15 protein-coding genes and 1 pseudogene are annotated in these 16,776 nt (G+C 32.8%); 12 read left to right on the forward strand and 4 right to left on the reverse strand.

Annotated elements, in window-relative coordinates; translation table 11 throughout:
* The first annotated feature begins 24 nt into the window (after window positions 1-24).
* Window positions 25-1,818 (forward strand): hypothetical protein, encoded by a 1,794-nt coding sequence (locus H9L18_RS01550; RefSeq protein ID WP_126795704.1) that lies wholly within the window; start codon window positions 25-27, stop codon window positions 1,816-1,818.
* A gap of 56 nt (window positions 1,819-1,874) precedes the next feature.
* Here the strand turns inward: H9L18_RS01550 and H9L18_RS01555 are convergent, their stop codons facing one another.
* Window positions 1,875-2,972: an LLM class flavin-dependent oxidoreductase gene (locus tag H9L18_RS01555; protein ID WP_221884904.1), complete on the reverse strand. Its 1,098-nt coding sequence runs from the start codon at window positions 2,970-2,972 to the stop codon at window positions 1,875-1,877.
* A gap of 184 nt (window positions 2,973-3,156) precedes the next feature.
* Between H9L18_RS01555 and H9L18_RS01560 the strand changes: the two genes are divergently transcribed.
* The 7 genes and pseudogenes from H9L18_RS01560 (at window position 3,157) to H9L18_RS01590 (ending at window position 12,128) form a co-directional block, all read left to right on the forward strand.
* Window positions 3,157-4,083, forward strand: coding sequence for a DUF561 domain-containing protein (locus tag H9L18_RS01560; RefSeq protein ID WP_126795706.1), 927 nt, complete (start codon window positions 3,157-3,159; stop codon window positions 4,081-4,083).
* Window positions 4,084-4,324: 241 nt separating this feature from the next.
* The gene (locus H9L18_RS01565; RefSeq protein ID WP_126795708.1) at window positions 4,325-5,323 is read left to right on the forward strand and encodes a DUF7309 domain-containing protein; all 999 of its coding nucleotides are present in this window, start codon (window positions 4,325-4,327) and stop codon (window positions 5,321-5,323) included.
* Window positions 5,324-5,426: 103 nt separating this feature from the next.
* Window positions 5,427-5,948: an NADPH-dependent FMN reductase gene (locus tag H9L18_RS01570; protein ID WP_126795710.1), complete on the forward strand. Its 522-nt coding sequence runs from the start codon at window positions 5,427-5,429 to the stop codon at window positions 5,946-5,948.
* A 71-nt stretch (window positions 5,949-6,019) separates the two neighbouring features.
* Entirely contained in the window at window positions 6,020-6,781 is a 762-nt protein-coding gene (locus H9L18_RS01575) for an ankyrin repeat domain-containing protein (RefSeq protein WP_126795712.1), read from the forward strand.
* 54 nt (window positions 6,782-6,835) lie between these two features.
* Window positions 6,836-7,518, forward strand: a pseudogene (locus tag H9L18_RS01580) (YoaK family protein).
* 183 nt (window positions 7,519-7,701) lie between these two features.
* Window positions 7,702-9,474, forward strand: a complete 1,773-nt coding sequence (locus H9L18_RS01585; protein ID WP_126795716.1) for an InlB B-repeat-containing protein — start codon at window positions 7,702-7,704, stop codon at window positions 9,472-9,474.
* A gap of 335 nt (window positions 9,475-9,809) precedes the next feature.
* The gene (locus tag H9L18_RS01590; protein ID WP_126795718.1) at window positions 9,810-12,128 is read left to right on the forward strand and encodes a helix-turn-helix domain-containing protein; all 2,319 of its coding nucleotides are present in this window, start codon (window positions 9,810-9,812) and stop codon (window positions 12,126-12,128) included.
* A 38-nt stretch (window positions 12,129-12,166) separates the two neighbouring features.
* Here the strand turns inward: H9L18_RS01590 and H9L18_RS01595 are convergent, their stop codons facing one another.
* On the reverse strand, window positions 12,167-12,613 hold the full coding sequence (locus tag H9L18_RS01595; protein WP_126795720.1) for an ASCH domain-containing protein: 447 nt from the start codon (window positions 12,611-12,613) through the stop codon (window positions 12,167-12,169).
* Window positions 12,614-12,756: 143 nt separating this feature from the next.
* Here H9L18_RS01595 and H9L18_RS01600 point away from each other — a divergent pair, with 143 nt between their 5' ends.
* The 4 genes from H9L18_RS01600 (at window position 12,757) to H9L18_RS01615 (ending at window position 15,594) form a co-directional block, all read left to right on the forward strand.
* The gene (locus H9L18_RS01600; RefSeq protein WP_126795722.1) at window positions 12,757-13,161 is read left to right on the forward strand and encodes a DUF4809 family protein; all 405 of its coding nucleotides are present in this window, start codon (window positions 12,757-12,759) and stop codon (window positions 13,159-13,161) included.
* Window positions 13,162-13,302: 141 nt separating this feature from the next.
* On the forward strand, window positions 13,303-14,322 hold the full coding sequence (add, locus tag H9L18_RS01605; RefSeq protein ID WP_185847526.1) for an adenosine deaminase: 1,020 nt from the start codon (window positions 13,303-13,305) through the stop codon (window positions 14,320-14,322).
* A 109-nt stretch (window positions 14,323-14,431) separates the two neighbouring features.
* Window positions 14,432-14,815, forward strand: a complete 384-nt coding sequence (locus tag H9L18_RS01610) for a YccF domain-containing protein (RefSeq protein WP_126795726.1) — start codon at window positions 14,432-14,434, stop codon at window positions 14,813-14,815.
* Between the two features lie 155 nt (window positions 14,816-14,970).
* Window positions 14,971-15,594 (forward strand): sugar O-acetyltransferase, encoded by a 624-nt coding sequence (locus H9L18_RS01615; RefSeq protein WP_126795728.1) that lies wholly within the window; start codon window positions 14,971-14,973, stop codon window positions 15,592-15,594.
* Between the two features lie 15 nt (window positions 15,595-15,609).
* On the opposite strand, the gene H9L18_RS15480 is transcribed toward H9L18_RS01615, so the two are convergent.
* Window positions 15,610-16,146 carry an amidohydrolase family protein gene (locus H9L18_RS15480; RefSeq protein WP_260590294.1) on the reverse strand — a complete coding sequence of 179 codons (537 nt, stop codon included), beginning with the start codon at window positions 16,144-16,146 and terminating at the stop codon, window positions 15,610-15,612.
* A complete protein-coding gene (locus H9L18_RS15485) occupies window positions 16,124-16,765 on the reverse strand; it encodes an amidohydrolase family protein (RefSeq protein WP_260590295.1) in 642 nt (213 codons plus the stop codon). The genes H9L18_RS15480 and H9L18_RS15485 overlap by 23 nt, the downstream gene beginning before the upstream one ends.
* Between the last annotated feature and the right edge of the window lie 11 nt (window positions 16,766-16,776).

Consider the following 16,776-nt stretch of genomic DNA (forward strand, 5'->3'; position numbering starts at 1 on the left):
AAGAAAAGTGAAAGGGTGAAATGCGTGAAAAAAAGATTTGTTGTTGGGTTATCTATCTTGATGTTAGTATTTGTTGGTTTCTCGCATCAAGAAGTAATTGCTGCAGGGTCGAATAAAACAGTGACAGTAAAAGAAAAGCCTCAAGGAAGCTATATTTCGGATGGAAGTTATGTCCAGGTTACGAAAAAAAATTATCAAATGTGGCAAAGTTTTAATTGGAAAAAAAGAGATAATAGCACTCGTTTTTACGGAAAAACGTTTAAAGCTAAAGGACACTATAAGCATCGTAATGGGGAAACTTATTATTCATTATATGACTATAAAGATAACTGGTATGGTTATTTAAATAGTAAAGCAACTAAAAAAATAAAGGCTCAAGGAAATTATATTTCAGATGGTCGTTATGTCAAAATTACTAAAAATAATTATGATATGTGGCAAAATTTTAGTTGGAAGAGGAAAAATAAGACGACAACTGTTTACGGAAAAACCTTTAAAGCAAGAGGTCGATATGAGCATTTTAATGGCTCAACGTATTATTCATTATACGATAATAACGGCAAGTGGTATGGCTATTTAAATGCTCAAGCTACTAAAGGAAGTAAGCCAGAAGGAAGTTATATATCAGATGGACGTCGTGTAGAAATCATTAGTAAAAACTATGATATATGGCAAAATTTCAACTGGAAAAAAAGAGATACGACTAAAAAATACGATAAAAAAATCTTAAATGCAAGAGGCCGGTACGAACATTTTAATGGTTCAACGTATTATTCATTATATGATGACAAAGATAAATGGATTGGTTATTTGAACGCTAAGGCAACTAGAGGAGCTAAAGAAGTCATTGAAAGACGAGATGTTACTGTTAAGGTAGATCAAACAGGGAAGAAAATAACCGAAACAACAGGTTACGTCTTTATTAGTAAAACCCAACCTGTCTTAACTGTAACAAGAGAAAAATCCAAGACGATTCACACATATACAGTGACTGAATCGTATCGAAAAGTAGCAAATAAAGATATTGAAAAAACAGTTAATGTAGATCAAGATGGACAACTTATTACAGAGCCAATATCAGAGTATGATTTAGTTTCTGAAGGTGAAGTGGTGAAAACAATCGAAAAAATGTCCAATGGAGACACCACAACGACTTATACTAAAACTAATATTTATAGAAGTAAAGATCCAATTATCAAAAATATTTTAAAAAATAACGATCCTCGTGTCATGGAAGTAGCCAATCAAGTCGGAGTAAATAATACGAGAGTTTCCATTCGTCAAGCTGAAGTGTTATCAAGGATTGAGTTAAATAATAAAGTGGCTGAAATATTTACAGATATGGTTAATCAAGAACGTCGTTTATACAAAAAACCAATGATTCAAGTAACTAAAGATGAAAAAGCTAAAAAAGAAATAGCTATGAGAGCGGTAGAAGTGATGTATCAATTTAGTCATACAGCTCCTTCTAATATGAAGCCTGACGAGCAATATTGGTTAGAAAGATCACCTGGTGAAACTGAGATGGGATTTGGTACGGAGAACATATCAGAAGCTTATATTGTGAAATCTATTGAAAGTCAGTCGTCAGATAATCTAGCAAGAGATGTGGCGAAGGGAATGTTTTCACAGTATATTGAGAGTGAACGCAAGAGTGCTCATAGTGATGAACCGTACAGTAATGAAAATGGTCATTATCGAAATATTATTATGACAGATCATTCTGATATCGTGGTTGCTGTTTATTTAGTGGATAATGGTTACAGCTATCACGTCTCAACAGCTGTTGCAACTGGTACCAGTTTTATCGAACCATAATTAAAAGCCTGTCAAAGTGAGTAGTAAGACTTTGATAGGCTTTGATTGAATTCTCATTACTTATTTTCTTTTGGCGCTGTATATTTTTTGATTGCAGGAATAATTTTATCTCCCATCACATCAATATTTTCTTTGATTTTATCAAAAGGTAATCCACCAAAATCAACTTCTGCTATATAGCGTTGATTGCCAAACATTTCGTGTTGATAAAGGATTTTCTCGATTATCTGATTTACTTCACCAATATTTAAAACACTGTTTGGATTCTTGGCGTGAGCAAAAGATTGTTCTGAGTAACCTTGCCCAATAGCTTTCACTGAGCCGTTATTAACATGTGGATAAAATTCTTTGATTGCAGTATCGATATCTTTTGCAACATAGAACAAACCACCTGTTGCAATCGGTAAGGCTGTTTCATCAAAACCGGCATCTCTAGCTGAAGCACGGTATGCGTCAATTGTATTTTTAAAGTTAGTAGCTGGTCCACCTAGCATAGCTAAATTCATTGGTACGCCAGCATTTCCTGCTTTAATAGCACTTCCTTGTCCTCCACCAACAGCTCGCCAAATGGGTAAATGATTATTGAGAGGACGTGGAATGATATGAGCATTCTTTAGTGGAGCTCTAAATTGCCCTTGCCAAGTAATAAATTCTTCTCTATTTATTTGAAGAAGTAAATCAAATTTTTCTTCAAATAATTCTTCGTAGTTACGTAAATCATAACCCAGTAATTTAAATAAACCAACTCGAGAAGCGCGCCCACCAACAATTTCAACGCGGCCGTTAGAAAGTAAATCTAAAGTGGCAAAATTTTCGTAGATGCGAACTGGGTCGGATGTACTGACAATGGTGGCGCCACTGGATATTTTTATTGTTTTAGTTGCTTCTGCAATAGCAGAAAGGATAATAGCATGAGCTTGAGAAACGAAGCCCTCTTGATGACTCTCACCTAGCATAAAGACGTCAACACCAGCTTGTTCTGACATAATGGCCATTTCTTTAATCTGATTGATTCTCTCTTGAGCGGTTAAAATAGTTCCAGTATGCGGGTTGCTTATGTGCTCACCTAAAGAGTAAATACCAATCTCTAAACTTTTATTTTCATCAAAAATAGGCATAGTATTCGGATTTTCCTTATACGTTCGGATTGTCATGGAGGATACCTTCTTTCACTTTAGGATAATAAATATATTATAAGCTATCTGCTAGGAATAAGCTTTATATAATTGAATATGTAAAAAGAAAACGTTTTAGTAGGTAGATGGAGTTCCTTCAGAATTGATGGTATGATATTTTTGAGAGATTTTTCAAGCTAAAAATAAGGAAGAAGGCCTATAAATGAATCAAATAACAGAATTATTAGGAATTAAGTATCCGATTTTTCAAGGTGCTATGGCACAAATTTCTATGTCACCTTTAGTGAGTGCTGTTTCAAATGCAGGCGGCTTAGGCATTATCGCAACAGGAAGTATGAGTGTCGATAAACTAAGAGAAGAGATTCTTAAAACACAACAATTAACAGATAAACCTTTTGCTGTTAATTTAATGTTAATGATGGCTAACTGTGAAGAAATAGTTGATTTGGTTATTGAGCTGGGTGTTAAAATTGTTACGACAGGTGCTGGAACACCGAAACGTTTCATGCCTAAATTAAAAGAAGCAGGAATTATTGTTATTCCGGTTGTCCCTAGTGTGAAACTAGCTAAGAAAATGGAAGAGCTTGGGGTGGATGCTCTTGTGGTAGAAGGAACTGAAGCGGGAGGGCATATTGGTGAAGTTGCTACATTGCCTTTAGTGACTTCAGTGGTCCAATCAGTCTCTATTCCAGTTGTAGCGGCAGGTGGATTTTCAGATGGTCGTGGATTAGCAGCAGCGTTTGCTTTAGGGGCATCAGGTATCCAAATGGGAACAGCTTTTCTTGCCTCTAAAGAATGCCCGATTCCTGATTCATACAAAGAGAAAATAGTGTCATCAGTTGAAACAGATACTGTGGTAACAGGAAGGAGCCAAGGTGCTCCAGTTAGAAGTATTCTGAATAAGATGACTCTAAAATATATCGAGATGGAAAAAGCTGAGATGAATCGCGAAGAGTTGGAAAAACTAACAATGGGTTCTCTAAGAAAAGCAGTAGTAGAAGGAAATACAGATGAGGGTTCTGTTATGGCAGGACAAATTATAGGCAATATTAAACAGATTAGAAGTGTGGAAGACATTATCGAAACAACCATAGAGGAATATCGACATGTAAATTTACCAATAATTTAATTATGTCGTTTAAGGTGTCGTTAAGTATGATTATATAGTTGAAATTAGTTTATTGTGTTGATATAATGTAGTTGTCAGAGCCGACCTTGAGTCGGTCCGTTATGGGGAGCTGTAATAAGCGAAGACCTGACAGGAGCCAATTATTGGCTCTTTTTTTATTTTAATAGATAACTTTTGAAAAAATTGGTTTCTTATATGTTATTCTATAAAGTGGATACACAAGAACTTAGGAGGGTTTTATATGAATGAGGCATTGAAAAAAGAGTGGTGCCGACTATTTGATTTAGGTATACAAATAAAAAAAATTAAGCCTTGGGAATCAATTGCTGAAGATAAGTTATTTGTTTTACATTTGAAAAAGAGAAATAGACCCGTTGTTTTACACTTTATGGGAAACGCCACCAATAATATTGCTATCTTTATTTATCAAACAAGAAAAGCACAGAAAAATTTATCTAACATGTTATACGGAACAGTTGATGTGATTGATCCGTTGTCATTTTTACCAACCTTACAAGAAGGAATTGGCATGGATTTCAATAACCGAGATGAATTATCTGATGAAGAGTATCAATTGGTGAAGGATTTAGGGTACTCATTTAGAGGTAAGAAACAGTGGTTAAGTTTTACAGCTTATGTTTCAGGATTTGTACCAAGAGCATTGAATTTATCTGAAATAAAGTTACTGGCTGATTGCTTAGAGATGATTCTAGCTAATGAAAATGCCCTTAAAGAGATGGCTAAGTCAGATGATAATTATTGTCATTTATATGATAATAAGGGACATGAAATGTTACCATTTGATTTATACGATGAAAATAAAGGACATCCAGAAGTCTTTAAAGAGAAAGTTCTAATCAAGCGATTGAATAAGTTACCTAAGCAACCCGTTACTTTAGAGCTATCTTATATTTATACGAACCACTTAATTGAAAATAAATGTGTAGTTCCTATGATTCTTTGTTCTGAAACCAAAAATCAAAGTATTGTTTTTCATGATATGATTGAAAATCCAAAATTATTGGAAGAAAAAATAGTTAGATATGTAACGAATATGATAAAACAAGTTGGTAGACCAGAACGGATTGTGGTTCGTTTGGAAGATGTTTATCTATCACTAGCTGATTTATGTCAAAAGCTTGATATTGAACTAGTTATGTCAGCAAAACTACCATCATTTGAATTAGCTGTAAATGGCATGATGGATGTCATTGGTATGCCGCACACATTGAATGATTAATTAATTCTCTAAAAATATAAGCCGTTATCTTTGACTAATAAAAAGTAAGTGTTATATACTTACCTCATCAATAAAAAATACAATTTTGGGGAGGATTTTATCAATGAAATTTGGCATTATTTTAGGAAGTACACGTGAGGGACGCGTCAGTCCGCAAGTTGGGGAATACATTAAAGAAATAGCAAAACAAAGAAATGAACATGAGTTTGAAATTGTTGATGTGAAAGAGTTTGACTTACCATTTATGGGAACGGGAGAACCTAATCTTAAATGGAATGAAACTATCAAAAACTTAGATGGATATATTTTTATTACACAAGAATACAACCATGGTCTTTCAGCATCACTAAAAAATGCATTAGATAGCGCTCGTGAAGAGTGGTTTAATAAAGCAGCTGGTATTGTTAGTTATGGTTCAGGTGGAGGAATTCGTGCTGCAGAGCAATTACGAGTTATCTTATCAGAGCAAAAAGTAGCAAGTGTTCGTACTAATCCTGCTTTTAATTTATTTACTGATTTTGAAAACTTTACGACATTTAAACCAGGAGATCATATGGCTGCTGGAGTGAATGACATGTTAGATGAGTTAATTAGTTGGTCTGAAGCATTTAAAACAATTAGATAAAAATAAATGAGGCTGCCCTTTTTAGGTCAGCCTTATTATTTTATTGATAAAAAGAGAGGTGAATAGAAAAAATGAAAAAATGGTTATTGCTACTTGGTGGGTCATTACTGTTAGTAGCTTGTAGTCCAAAGGAGACAGAAAAACCATCAAATATAGTTGAGTCTAGTGAATCTATTCTAAAAAAAGAACAGACAGAAACAACAGAAAGTTTGGAAAAAAGAATAGAAAAAATGTCTTTTGAAAAGGGTAGTTTAATAAAAGCGGTGGAGAATAGGGATACACATCTTGTTAATCAAATTTTACAAACTGAAGATTATGATATTAATGAAGTTAATGATAAAAAAGAAACTCCACTTCTTATCGCTACTCACAATAATCAAGTTGAAATAGCAAAATCACTAATTGATAGTGGTGCAGATATTAATCAACAAGATGCTATTCAAGATAGTCCTTATTTATATGCAGGAGCTCAAGGAAAAACAGAAATATTAGCTTATATGATGGAAAAAAGTACTCCAAATCAGAAAATAGTCAATCGATATGGTGGGAATGCATTAATTCCAGCCGCTGAAAAAGGTCATCTTGATAATGTTAAACTTTTATTAACGGATAAGTCTGTTGATATTAATCATCAAAATGATTTTGGCTATACAGCATTAATTGAGGCGATTGCTTTAAGAGATGGTTCTAAAGTTTACCAAGATATTGTTTCAGTTCTTTTGGAAAATGGAGCCGATAAGACTCTTAAAGATAGTACAGGAAGAGATGCAGAAGATTATGCAAGAGAATTAGGTTATGGAAATATGTTGAAAATGTTACAGAAAGCAGAATAAATAAGGGGTAAACTGTGTTAAAATGGAAACAAAACATGAAGTGCTGGTGATAGGATGCAAAATAAATTACACGAAGACAAAATAGTAGGCTTAGTGCTCACCTTCATTGGTGGTGCCCTTGATGCATATACGTATATTCACTATGAAGTCTTCGCGTCTGCCCAAACAGGAAATGTCATTCAAGGAATTATTCAATTATTTGAAGGTCAGTGGGGAGTGTTGGAAAAAAATTTTTATCCACTGTGTTTTTTCTATTGGGTGTTATTTTAGCCAAATTTTTAATTGACTACTTTTATCGCAAAAAGATTCATTATTGGCGATTGTTTGTCTTATACTATGAAGCCCTATTATTTTTTGTTATTAGTATTAACCTCATTAATAAGCATCAAGCAGCAGTAACTATGCTGATTGCTTTTACAGCATCTGTTCAATGGGTTGTTTTTGATAAAATAGAAGGCCGTCAATATACAAGCCTTTTTACAACAGGCAATTTAAAAGGAATGGGCGTTAATTTATATGAGTATTTGAAAACAAAAGACGAAAAAGATAAGCAGAACTTTTTCCATTTCTTTTGGGTTGTTGTCGCCTTTTTGAGTGGCGCAATTGTATCAACTATTTTTTACAAATGGTTAGGTGGAAAAGCAATTTTAATGGTTTCCCTACTATTTCTAGTCCTTTCTATATATGAAACAATTTTAATGATTAGATTTTATAAAGAAAATAATTTGATGAATTAATAAAAGAGTTAGTGAAGAAAAAAGCACCTCCTTTCTTCACTTATTCTTTTTTTTTGTCTTTAATTCACTTATAAAACTCAATAAAACTATTTTTAACAATATAATGTATTGAAAATGATTATTTTGAATGATAAAATAAATACATTATTGTTTGTTGTTATGTTTATAAAATAGGAGGAAAAGATGAAAAATAAAACATTTTTAAAAACATTGTTATTTTCTTCAGTTGTTTTGTTGGCTCCAACACTTAGTACAAGTGCTGAGGAAGTTGCGGCAAAACCAATTGATGAAAAAGGAATTGAAGCGGTACAAGCCAAAGAGGAAAAAGTAGTTGATACGGCTGCTAAAAAGAAAGTAGCGGTATTAGCAGAAAAAGCTGATAAAAAAGTTGAAGCTCCTAAAGAAGCTGGTGAGAAAAAAGAGGTAGCAAAAAAAGATGAAACTCAACCAACTCAACAAGAGGTAAAAGAAGAAGCACCTGTTGTTAAAGAGGAAGCTTCAAAAGACGTTGTCGTTAAAGAAGATGTAGTTAAGGACGAAGTTAAAAAAGAAGAAGCAAAACCTGAAAAAGTAGTTGAGACAATAAAACCTGAAGCTAAGGAAGTAGCAACTGAAGTTACAACACCTAAGCAAGAAGTAACCCAAGAAGTTGTTGCACCTAAAGCAGAAAAAGTAGTAGAAACATCAAAAGTAGAAGCAGATGGATCTGTTAGTTTAGATGTATTTAAAGATCAAGTATTTAAAGATCATGTTGCTAAGCTTTATGATAAAGATGGGGATGGAATATTATCAGCTGATGAGATAGCTAGAGCAAAATATGTAGTTATTCCTAAAGGAGCAAAAGACATAACAGGAATTAAGCATCTTACAAGCTTAGAAGATTTAAATATTCGTAATACCAATATAACCAAAGTTGATGTTAACGGAATGACAACGTTAAAAACTATTTCTTTAGGGAAAAATATAAATTTAAAAACATTAGATTTAAGAAATGCTCCTAATCTAATATCTACTTGGCACCCAGTCGATCAAGAAGTTGTATATATTTCTGCTGGAATGGTAAAATATATTGGCTGTCCAGCTGTCAGAGATCATACAGGAAATATAGTTATTGATTTGAAAGGTTTTTATACTTTAGATGCTAAAGGGAATAAAGTCGTAGATATGACTAAAGTTATTTCACCTAATTTACTAAGTGTTTTTGGGCAGAGTAAACAACCAGGTTTTGATAAAAAGACAAACATTCTAATTATTCCAGCTGGGGATGTAAAATCAGAATTTGTTGCTGGAAAAGATAACTATAGTAAAACATCTAAATGGACATTTTATACACAACTAAATCAAGTAGATGATGTTGTTGTATCGTTTGATTCAAATGGAGGTACTATTGTTGAAGGGCAAACAATTGAAAATGGTGGAGTCGCTGTATCTCCTAAAGTTCCGGTTAAAGACGGTTTTGTCTTCGCAGATTGGTTTAAAGATAAAGAGTTAACAGTGAAATGGGATTTCTTAACTAAAATAACTGAAGATATTACTTTATTTGCTAAATGGTTACCAAATGGAGTGACACCAGATCCAGAGGTTAAGCCAGATCCAGAAGTGAAACCAGATCCAGAGGTTAAGCCAGATCCAGAGGTTAAGCCAGATCCAGAGGTTAAGCCAGATCCAGAAGTGAAGCCAGATCCAGAGGTTAAGCCAGATCCAGAAGTGAAGCCAACACCAGAGGTAAAACCAACTGTGAAGCCTGCAACTAAGGTAACACAAGTGAAAACAACACCTAAATTGACACTTACGTCTACATCTAATAAAGTAAATAATGCGCAAGTGAAAAAAGCATCTGTTGTTCCAACGCAATTACCTAAGACAGGTGAAGACAATAGTTCAACGATTGTTACTATTTTCGTTGGTAGTATCTTAGCAACATTTGGTTCAATCATTCTTAGAAAAAAACATTAATTAATTAAGATCGAGATGAAAATCTCGGTCTTTTTTTAAGCACAAAAAAATCATTGATAAGTATCTAGAGTGGGGAACGAGAAAATGGGGATTTATTCGTTTGATTCTAAATAAATACAAATGATTTACTTTTAGTGGGATTGGGAATGTCACCACTAACTATTTAAAATAAGAGTTGATAGTTTTATTTTATTCATACTATAACTAAAAAATAAGAACTTTTATTTTTGTTTTAGAACAATTATTCTATAAAAATAATTCTATGAAAGAAACATCCGATTGACACCCTTTTTTTGTAGTATAATAAAAAATAAGAATATTAAAGGAGGATTGGGATGAATAAAGATTATCAAATTTCATATGAAGTAGTATCAAAATCTTGTGAAAAAACATATACTAATTTAACTTGCCTTTTAGTTGTTAAGGGACAACTTTTTCTAAGAACAAATACAAAGCAATTAACATTAAAATCAGGGGATTTTTTCTTTATCAATATGAATGAGCATGTTGAAGTTGAACCGGTAGATAAAGAGTTGACTAAAGTATTTAAGTTGTCTATATCTAACGTTTACTTACTTAGGCACTATGAGGATTTTTTAACAAGCCAGTTTAATTGCCATTCTTTATTAACAGATCCAGATGATTTGAATTTTGTAGCTCAGATGAAGCATCATTTATTTCAGTTAATTTTAAACTTCTTTAGTGGGGAAAAATCAAAATATTTAAAATCAACAATTCATCTCCAAGAGCTCTTATTAATTTTGGTTGAACGTTTTAAAGTTAACATTTTTAATACAAGAACTTTTCAATATAATGAAAAATTAAATACTGTTTTTGAATATATTCATTCTCATTACCGGGAACCAATAACATTAGGAGAAGTCGCTAGAGAATGCTTTATGTCAACTTCTTCATTATCTCGTCTGTTCCAAGAACACACTGGTATTAAATTTAATCACTATGTTAATCGGCTTAGAATTCAAATGAGTTTAAATGATTTGCTTTATACGCAAGATTCTGTAGATCAGATAGCTAGTAACTATGGTTTCTCTAATAGCAAAACTTATCGTTCTCAATTTAGTCGTTTCTTTGAAGAGTCTCCAACTGAATACAAACGAAATTTTTATAAAAAAGAAACAACTATTGTTGAGAAAAAGGCAGCTATTGAATTAGAAGAATTGGTTTCAAATGATGATTTAGAACTCTTACAAAAATTTATGGAAGTGAAGACTGAAAAAGTAAATATAACAGAATCAAAATCTCAGAAAACAACTCTACAAATTGATTCCGTTCAAAATAAACCACTGGTTCATTCAGATGTTATTATTCATATACATAGTTTAGAAGATTTATTCTTAGAAGAGGTAAAAAAACAAATTATAACGATTAAAGAGGAGATTGGTTGTCACTATATCGGGATTCAGAATCTTTTTAAAGTTGCACCTAGTTCTTATACTGTTTTTGAACAAACACGAATGTCACTTTTTTCTCCATTTAGTCGATTTGATACTGTGGTTGATTTTATTCGAACAAATCATTTTGGTGTTTATTATCAATTAAATCTAAAAGATTACGATCAAATAACATCATTTTACAATAAAGATCATCAAGAATTTTTTAAGTACATTGAATATATGACTAGAAATGAATTTTTACCTAATTGGCGTATCTCTATTCAATTTGAACGATGGGAAGTTGCTAAGAGTGTTAAGTCTTTTAAAGAATTAAGAGGAAAAATAAAAAAAATAAATGATTGCATCCAAGTAGGAGTAGGATTACCAACGGGATATCCTAATTATGCATTTAGAAATGAAACGGAAGAGTTGCTATTTAGAGAAGAGATTTTAAATATAGCAGAATTTGTTTCCTATAAATCAGAGCCTAACTACACTATTAAGGATCCTGATTTATCTAAATATGAGTTGTTTACTTCAAAAGATGTCCAAAAAATGAAAAATATTTTATCAAGCTGGGGAGTCGACCTACCATTTATTTTATCTGAATGGAACACCTTAACTGGTAGTACAAGGTATACAAATAGTTACTTCTTTCGAGCAGCTCTCATTGTTCATGATCTTCAAAAACTTGATTTGTTAGTTGATAGTTATGGGTTTTGGTTAAATACTTATTTATTTGAAGGAAACCATTGTAATATAGATTCTGTAAAATATGATGGTTTGGAAGTATTTCATTATTATAATTGCCGTAGACCAGTATTCTTTGCTCTTAGTTTATATAAACGTCTAAAAGGGCAAATTGTAGCAACAGGAGATCATTTTATTTTGACAACAGTTAACGGACATTATCAATTGTTGACTTGGAATGCTCAATATATTTCTCCTAATTTAGCGACAAATGAGAGTTATTTAAAGAGTAAAGTGCTTGAATTAGAAATCCATAGTTCTACAGTTCCAAATGGGTTGTATCAAATAAAAAAATTCACTCTAAGTAAAGAGCATGGGGCAGTTGCCTATTCATATAATCGCTTTTCAAGTCAGCAAATATTAGATGAAGAATCTCACCAGTATTTGTCGCGTATTTCACACCCTAAAATGAATGTATTTGATAAACAGTTTACAGATGGGTTACATATGTCTTGTTATTTAGAAGCTAACAATATTTGTTTATACGAATTTCTAAAAATAGATGACTAAAAAAGATTCCTCAACAGTTATTCGTTGAGGAATCTTTTTTATTGATAAATAACCTGAAATATTTCACAAACAAGCATCTCATCAGTTGAGAAACTTAAGTTAAGACTAGCAAATTCATTGGTAAAAAATTCTTCATGAACTCTATACCAATAGTCATAACTTAAATCTCCTTCTCCTTCTTTAGCAGCAAATTCTGGGGTTACTTCATCCATCTTAATTAGTTCCAGAGATTCAATTTGAATAATTGCAACAGGTTCGTTATCACCATTTAAAATAATGTCATATTGCCCTTTTTTAGGAATAGCTTCATTTCTTACTTCATATAATCTGTGAGCAGAGCAAGTCGCCGTTTTTTTCCCTTCTAACACTAAGGCGCTCAATTCATCTCCCATTTCTTTTGTCCCGTCTCCAAACATCCAAGCTTCAGGGATGGGTAAATCAAGGTTATTTTTTTGACAAAAATCTTTCCAATAAGTCTCTATCATATTACTTTCCTCTTTTCTTTGATAGTTCGTTTATACCAATATAATAAGTTATGGTCAAGCTGAAAATATTGATGAAAAGAATTATTTAGGGCTATCTTTTGTGATAGAATGAACGTAAGAGATTATAATAGAGGTGACTAATAATGAAAGAAGCAAAAATTATTCGTGCAGTGGATTTAATTAACGGAGGGTGTAATGCTTGTCCAACGGTGAAAAGTGAAGTTTTTATTTTAGAGTTAAATGATTTGAATCGTCCTCTTGAAAACTTAGATGTAGCCTCTTTAATTATGACAGTGGCATTAGCTAATGGTTATAAGCAACATCAAGAATATGATATGGCTGAAGATTATGACGTGTATAAAAATGGAACAAATGAAGTATCAGTGATTCCAGAGTATGACCAATTGGTTTTTAAAAAAGGATTTTCACAGCAAAAAGTTGCTAATAATTACCAAGAACCAGCAGAATTGTTTAAAGTAGTTAATAATTTATTAACACAGTATTTCGATTTGGAAGGTTTAGATTTTAAAATTGAAAATCAAGATTAATAAGGATAAAAGATTGTGAGAAAAAATTCTCGCAATCTTTTTTGTTAAGAAAAAAGATAATATGATTAATAAAGGTATACAATACCTTTAAAACGTTATATAATAATGAACAACAAAATTAATTTACATGGAGGTTATAAAGTGTTAAAAAAATCAGATATTCACTCGTTCCCAAAAGCTGAGTTACATTGTCATTTAGATGGTTCTATTCGACCAGAAACGTTACAAAAAATAGCCAAAGCACAAGGGTTATCAATTAGTGATAATGTAGCAGAAGTTTCTTTACATATGCAAGCGCCACCAACTTGTCAAAATTTAGTTGAGTATTTAACTTGTTTTGATTTTGTTTTACCCTATCTTCAAACAAAAGAGGCACTTGAAATGGCAGCTTTTGATGTAATGGAACAGGCAGCTGAAGATGGTATTCGTTATATTGAAATTCGTTTTGCTCCTAGTTTGTCTATGGAAAAAGGGTTGAGCGTTGAAGAAATTATCGAATCGGTTGCTAAAGGAGTAGCAGATGCTGAAGCTCAGTATAACGTTCATGGTAATTTATTAGTCATTGGAATGAAAACAGGTGAACTAGCTTTAATTGAATCAATCTTCTCAAAAACATTAGCCTTAAAAAATGAAAAAGTAGTTGGATTTGATTTAGCAGGTGCTGAAGAAGATCATTTTATAGATGACTACTCAGATGTTTTAAAAGTAGTCACAGATTCTGGAGAGGTTCCACTAACACTTCATGCAGGGGAATGTGGTTGCGTCCACAACGTATTTAGTGCGATTAAATCAGGTGCTAAACGAATTGGTCATGGCATTGCTTTGAAAGGTAAAATAGTAGAACAACAAGAATTAGCCAATCATGATGTTTGTATTGAAGGATGTCCAACAAGTAATGTCCAAACAAGAGCAATTAATTCTTTTAAAGATTATCCATTGAGAGAATGGCTAGAAAACGATGTGACGTTTTGTATTAATACAGATAATAAAACAGTTTCTAACACAACGCTCTCAAAAGAATACGATATTTTAAGAGAAAACTTTGAGTTAACACCAGTAGAGTTGTGTCAGCTTAATAAGAATGCAATGACTTATTCATTTGCTGAAAAAGCATTAAAAGAGAAGATTTTGAATGAAATGGACACTTATACTTTTAGTTAAAAAGAAATATCTTTCTTAGTGAGGAGAGGGATATCGGTCTTAGGTCACTGTTCTTTTTTGTCATGTTTGTTATACTAGAAAAAACATGAAGAGAAGAGATGTGAGGAACATGAAATTCTTAGGAAATATTATTTGGCTTATTTTTGGTGGCCTTACTGGAGCAATATCTTGGTTTTTAGCTGGCTGTTTATGGAGTATTACAATTATCGGTATTCCAGTTGGGATGCAGTGTTTTAAAATAGCTGGACTAAGCTTGTGGCCATTTGGTAAGAGAGTTGTTTATAATGGTGGCGGTATGTCATTTATTGTTAATATCATTTGGATTTTAGTTAGTGGGTGGGCGCTAGCGCTAGGTCATGTGATAAGTGGCGTATTACTTTGTATCACGATTGTAGGTATTCCATTTGGTAAACAAAGCTTTAAATTAGCTCAACTGGCTTTAATGCCTTTTGGTGCAGATGTTGTTTCTTCAAATAATTATTATATGAGTTAATCAGTTAGCAAGACAATGAAAGATTAGGTAATGTGACTCTTTCATTGTCTTGCTCTTTTTAATGAATAAGCAAAACCTATCTTTTAGAGAGAAAATAAGTGTGCTATCTTTAATAGAGGATTTAAAACGTTAATTTTAAGAAAAGAGATGATTAAATGCGAACTGAAAAAGAAAAAATGCTACAAGAAGATTTATATGTTGCAGGAGACTCTGAACTTAGAGAGGATGCAAAGCGCAGCCGTCAAATTACAAGAATTTTTAATCAAACAACAGAAGAGCAAATTGATTATAGAATGACCCTTTTAAAAGATTTATTTAAAGAAACAGGGGAGAATATCTACATGGAACCACCCTTTAGATGTGATTATGGTTCAAATATATCAATTGGTAATAATTTCTATGCTAATTTTGACTGTATTTTTCTAGATGTAGCAGAGATTAAAATTGGTGAAAATGTTATGTTTGGTCCTAAAGTTAACTTACTAACACCAGGGCACCCAATTGATGCAGAAGTAAGAAATTCTGGTTTAGAATTTGGCCGAAAAATTACAATTGGAGATAATGTTTGGTTTGGAGGCAATGTAACAGTCAATCCAGGAGTGACGATTGGAAGTAACACCATTATTGGTTCTGGTTCTGTTGTGACAAAAAATATTCCCGATAACGTAATAGCAGCAGGGAACCCATGTCGCATCATTCGTCCAATCACAGATGAAGATAAGAAACATTGGAAAGAAAAACAAGAAGCTTATTGGAACGAAGTAAATCAAGAAAACTAAAAAAGAGGAAGCTGGCTACAGGGCAGCTTCTTCTTTTTTACCTTCTATGAAACAACTAGTTACATTAAAATCGTCATCTAGAATAATGAGATTAGCGTCAAAGGTCGGGGCAATTTGGCCGATATGAGAACAATTAAGTAATTCAGCGGGTGTTTGTGTAGCCATTTGAATGCTATCTCCCAGAGAAATTCCCATGTCAGTACTAATTTTAAGAGCTTGATTCATTGTGACCGTACTAGAAGCTAGAGTGCCATCTTTTAATCTAGCAACGCCATCAGTAACGGTTACTTGATGACCACCAAAAAAGTAAGAACCATCTCCAACTCCCATTGCTTGAAGAGCATCTGTGATTAACACCATTCGATTGGCTGTTTTAGTTTTATGCATAAGTCGAACCATCCCAGGATGTAAATGAATCCCATCAACAATGGCTTGAATGCTAACATGGTCATTTTCTAAAGCGGCTGTTGTAATACCTGGTGAGCGGTGGTGAATTGCAGGCATTGCATTACAACAGTGGGTAATGTGGTTAACCCCCCCTATTAAAAGCATGCTGTGCTTCTTCGTAAGTCGCGTTAGTATGCCCGGCTGCGACAATTATGTTTTGTGCTATTAAAAAATCAATCACTTCATCAGCTCCAGGTAGCTCTGGTGCAATAGTCACCATCTTAATTAGACCATCTGATAAATCAATTAATTCTTTTATTTCATTTAAATCAGGAAGACGTAAATGATTAGGATCTTGCATCCCTTTTTTTATAGGATTTAGATAAGGACCTTCTAAATGAATTCCTAAAATTTTAGCTCCTTCTTCTTTTCCAATAACCTTTTTAGTCGCTTCAATCATCCCGATTAATTTTTCTTTGGAAGAAGTGACAGAAGTTACTAGAAACCCAGTACAACCAGTGGCTAAACATTTTTTTGAGACTTCTTGAATACTTTTTTCTGTCCCATCCATCATATCGAAATGATTGGCACCGTGGATATGAACATCGATCATTCCTGGAATGATGAGTTGGTTTTTAGCATCAATTACTTGGTCAAAATCTGAACTTAGTGGGGTTTCCGAACTATTAATTACTTGATTGATTTGGTGTTGATTGATTGCGATGTGAACAAATTTTTCTTGATTATGTTGATAAATTTTAGCGTTTTTAATTAAAGTTTTCATGTTTTTCTCTC

It is taken from the genome of Vagococcus carniphilus, from assembly GCF_014397115.1.
In the GTDB taxonomy this organism is placed as follows: domain Bacteria; phylum Bacillota; class Bacilli; order Lactobacillales; family Vagococcaceae; genus Vagococcus; species Vagococcus carniphilus.

Bases quoted from the DNA above. Each gene is read 5' to 3' on its own strand.
- H9L18_RS01555 (WP_221884904.1), bottom strand. From the start codon at position 2,972: ATGACAATCCGAACGTATAAGGAAAATCCGAATACTATGCCTATTTTT.
- H9L18_RS01560 (WP_126795706.1), top strand. From the start codon at position 3,157: ATGAATCAAATAACAGAATTATTAGGAATTAAGTATCCGATTTTTCAA.
- H9L18_RS01565 (WP_126795708.1), top strand. From the start codon at position 4,325: ATGAATGAGGCATTGAAAAAAGAGTGGTGCCGACTATTTGATTTAGGT.
- H9L18_RS01570 (WP_126795710.1), top strand. From the start codon at position 5,427: ATGAAATTTGGCATTATTTTAGGAAGTACACGTGAGGGACGCGTCAGT.
- H9L18_RS01575 (WP_126795712.1), top strand. From the start codon at position 6,020: ATGAAAAAATGGTTATTGCTACTTGGTGGGTCATTACTGTTAGTAGCT.
- H9L18_RS01585 (WP_126795716.1), top strand. From the start codon at position 7,702: ATGAAAAATAAAACATTTTTAAAAACATTGTTATTTTCTTCAGTTGTT.
- H9L18_RS01590 (WP_126795718.1), top strand. From the start codon at position 9,810: ATGAATAAAGATTATCAAATTTCATATGAAGTAGTATCAAAATCTTGT.
- H9L18_RS01595 (WP_126795720.1), bottom strand. From the start codon at position 12,613: ATGATAGAGACTTATTGGAAAGATTTTTGTCAAAAAAATAACCTTGAT.
- H9L18_RS01600 (WP_126795722.1), top strand. From the start codon at position 12,757: ATGAAAGAAGCAAAAATTATTCGTGCAGTGGATTTAATTAACGGAGGG.
- H9L18_RS01610 (WP_126795726.1), top strand. From the start codon at position 14,432: ATGAAATTCTTAGGAAATATTATTTGGCTTATTTTTGGTGGCCTTACT.
- H9L18_RS01615 (WP_126795728.1), top strand. From the start codon at position 14,971: ATGCGAACTGAAAAAGAAAAAATGCTACAAGAAGATTTATATGTTGCA.
- H9L18_RS15480 (WP_260590294.1), bottom strand. From the start codon at position 16,146: ATGCTTTTAATAGGGGGGGTTAACCACATTACCCACTGTTGTAATGCA.
- H9L18_RS15485 (WP_260590295.1), bottom strand. From the start codon at position 16,765: ATGAAAACTTTAATTAAAAACGCTAAAATTTATCAACATAATCAAGAA.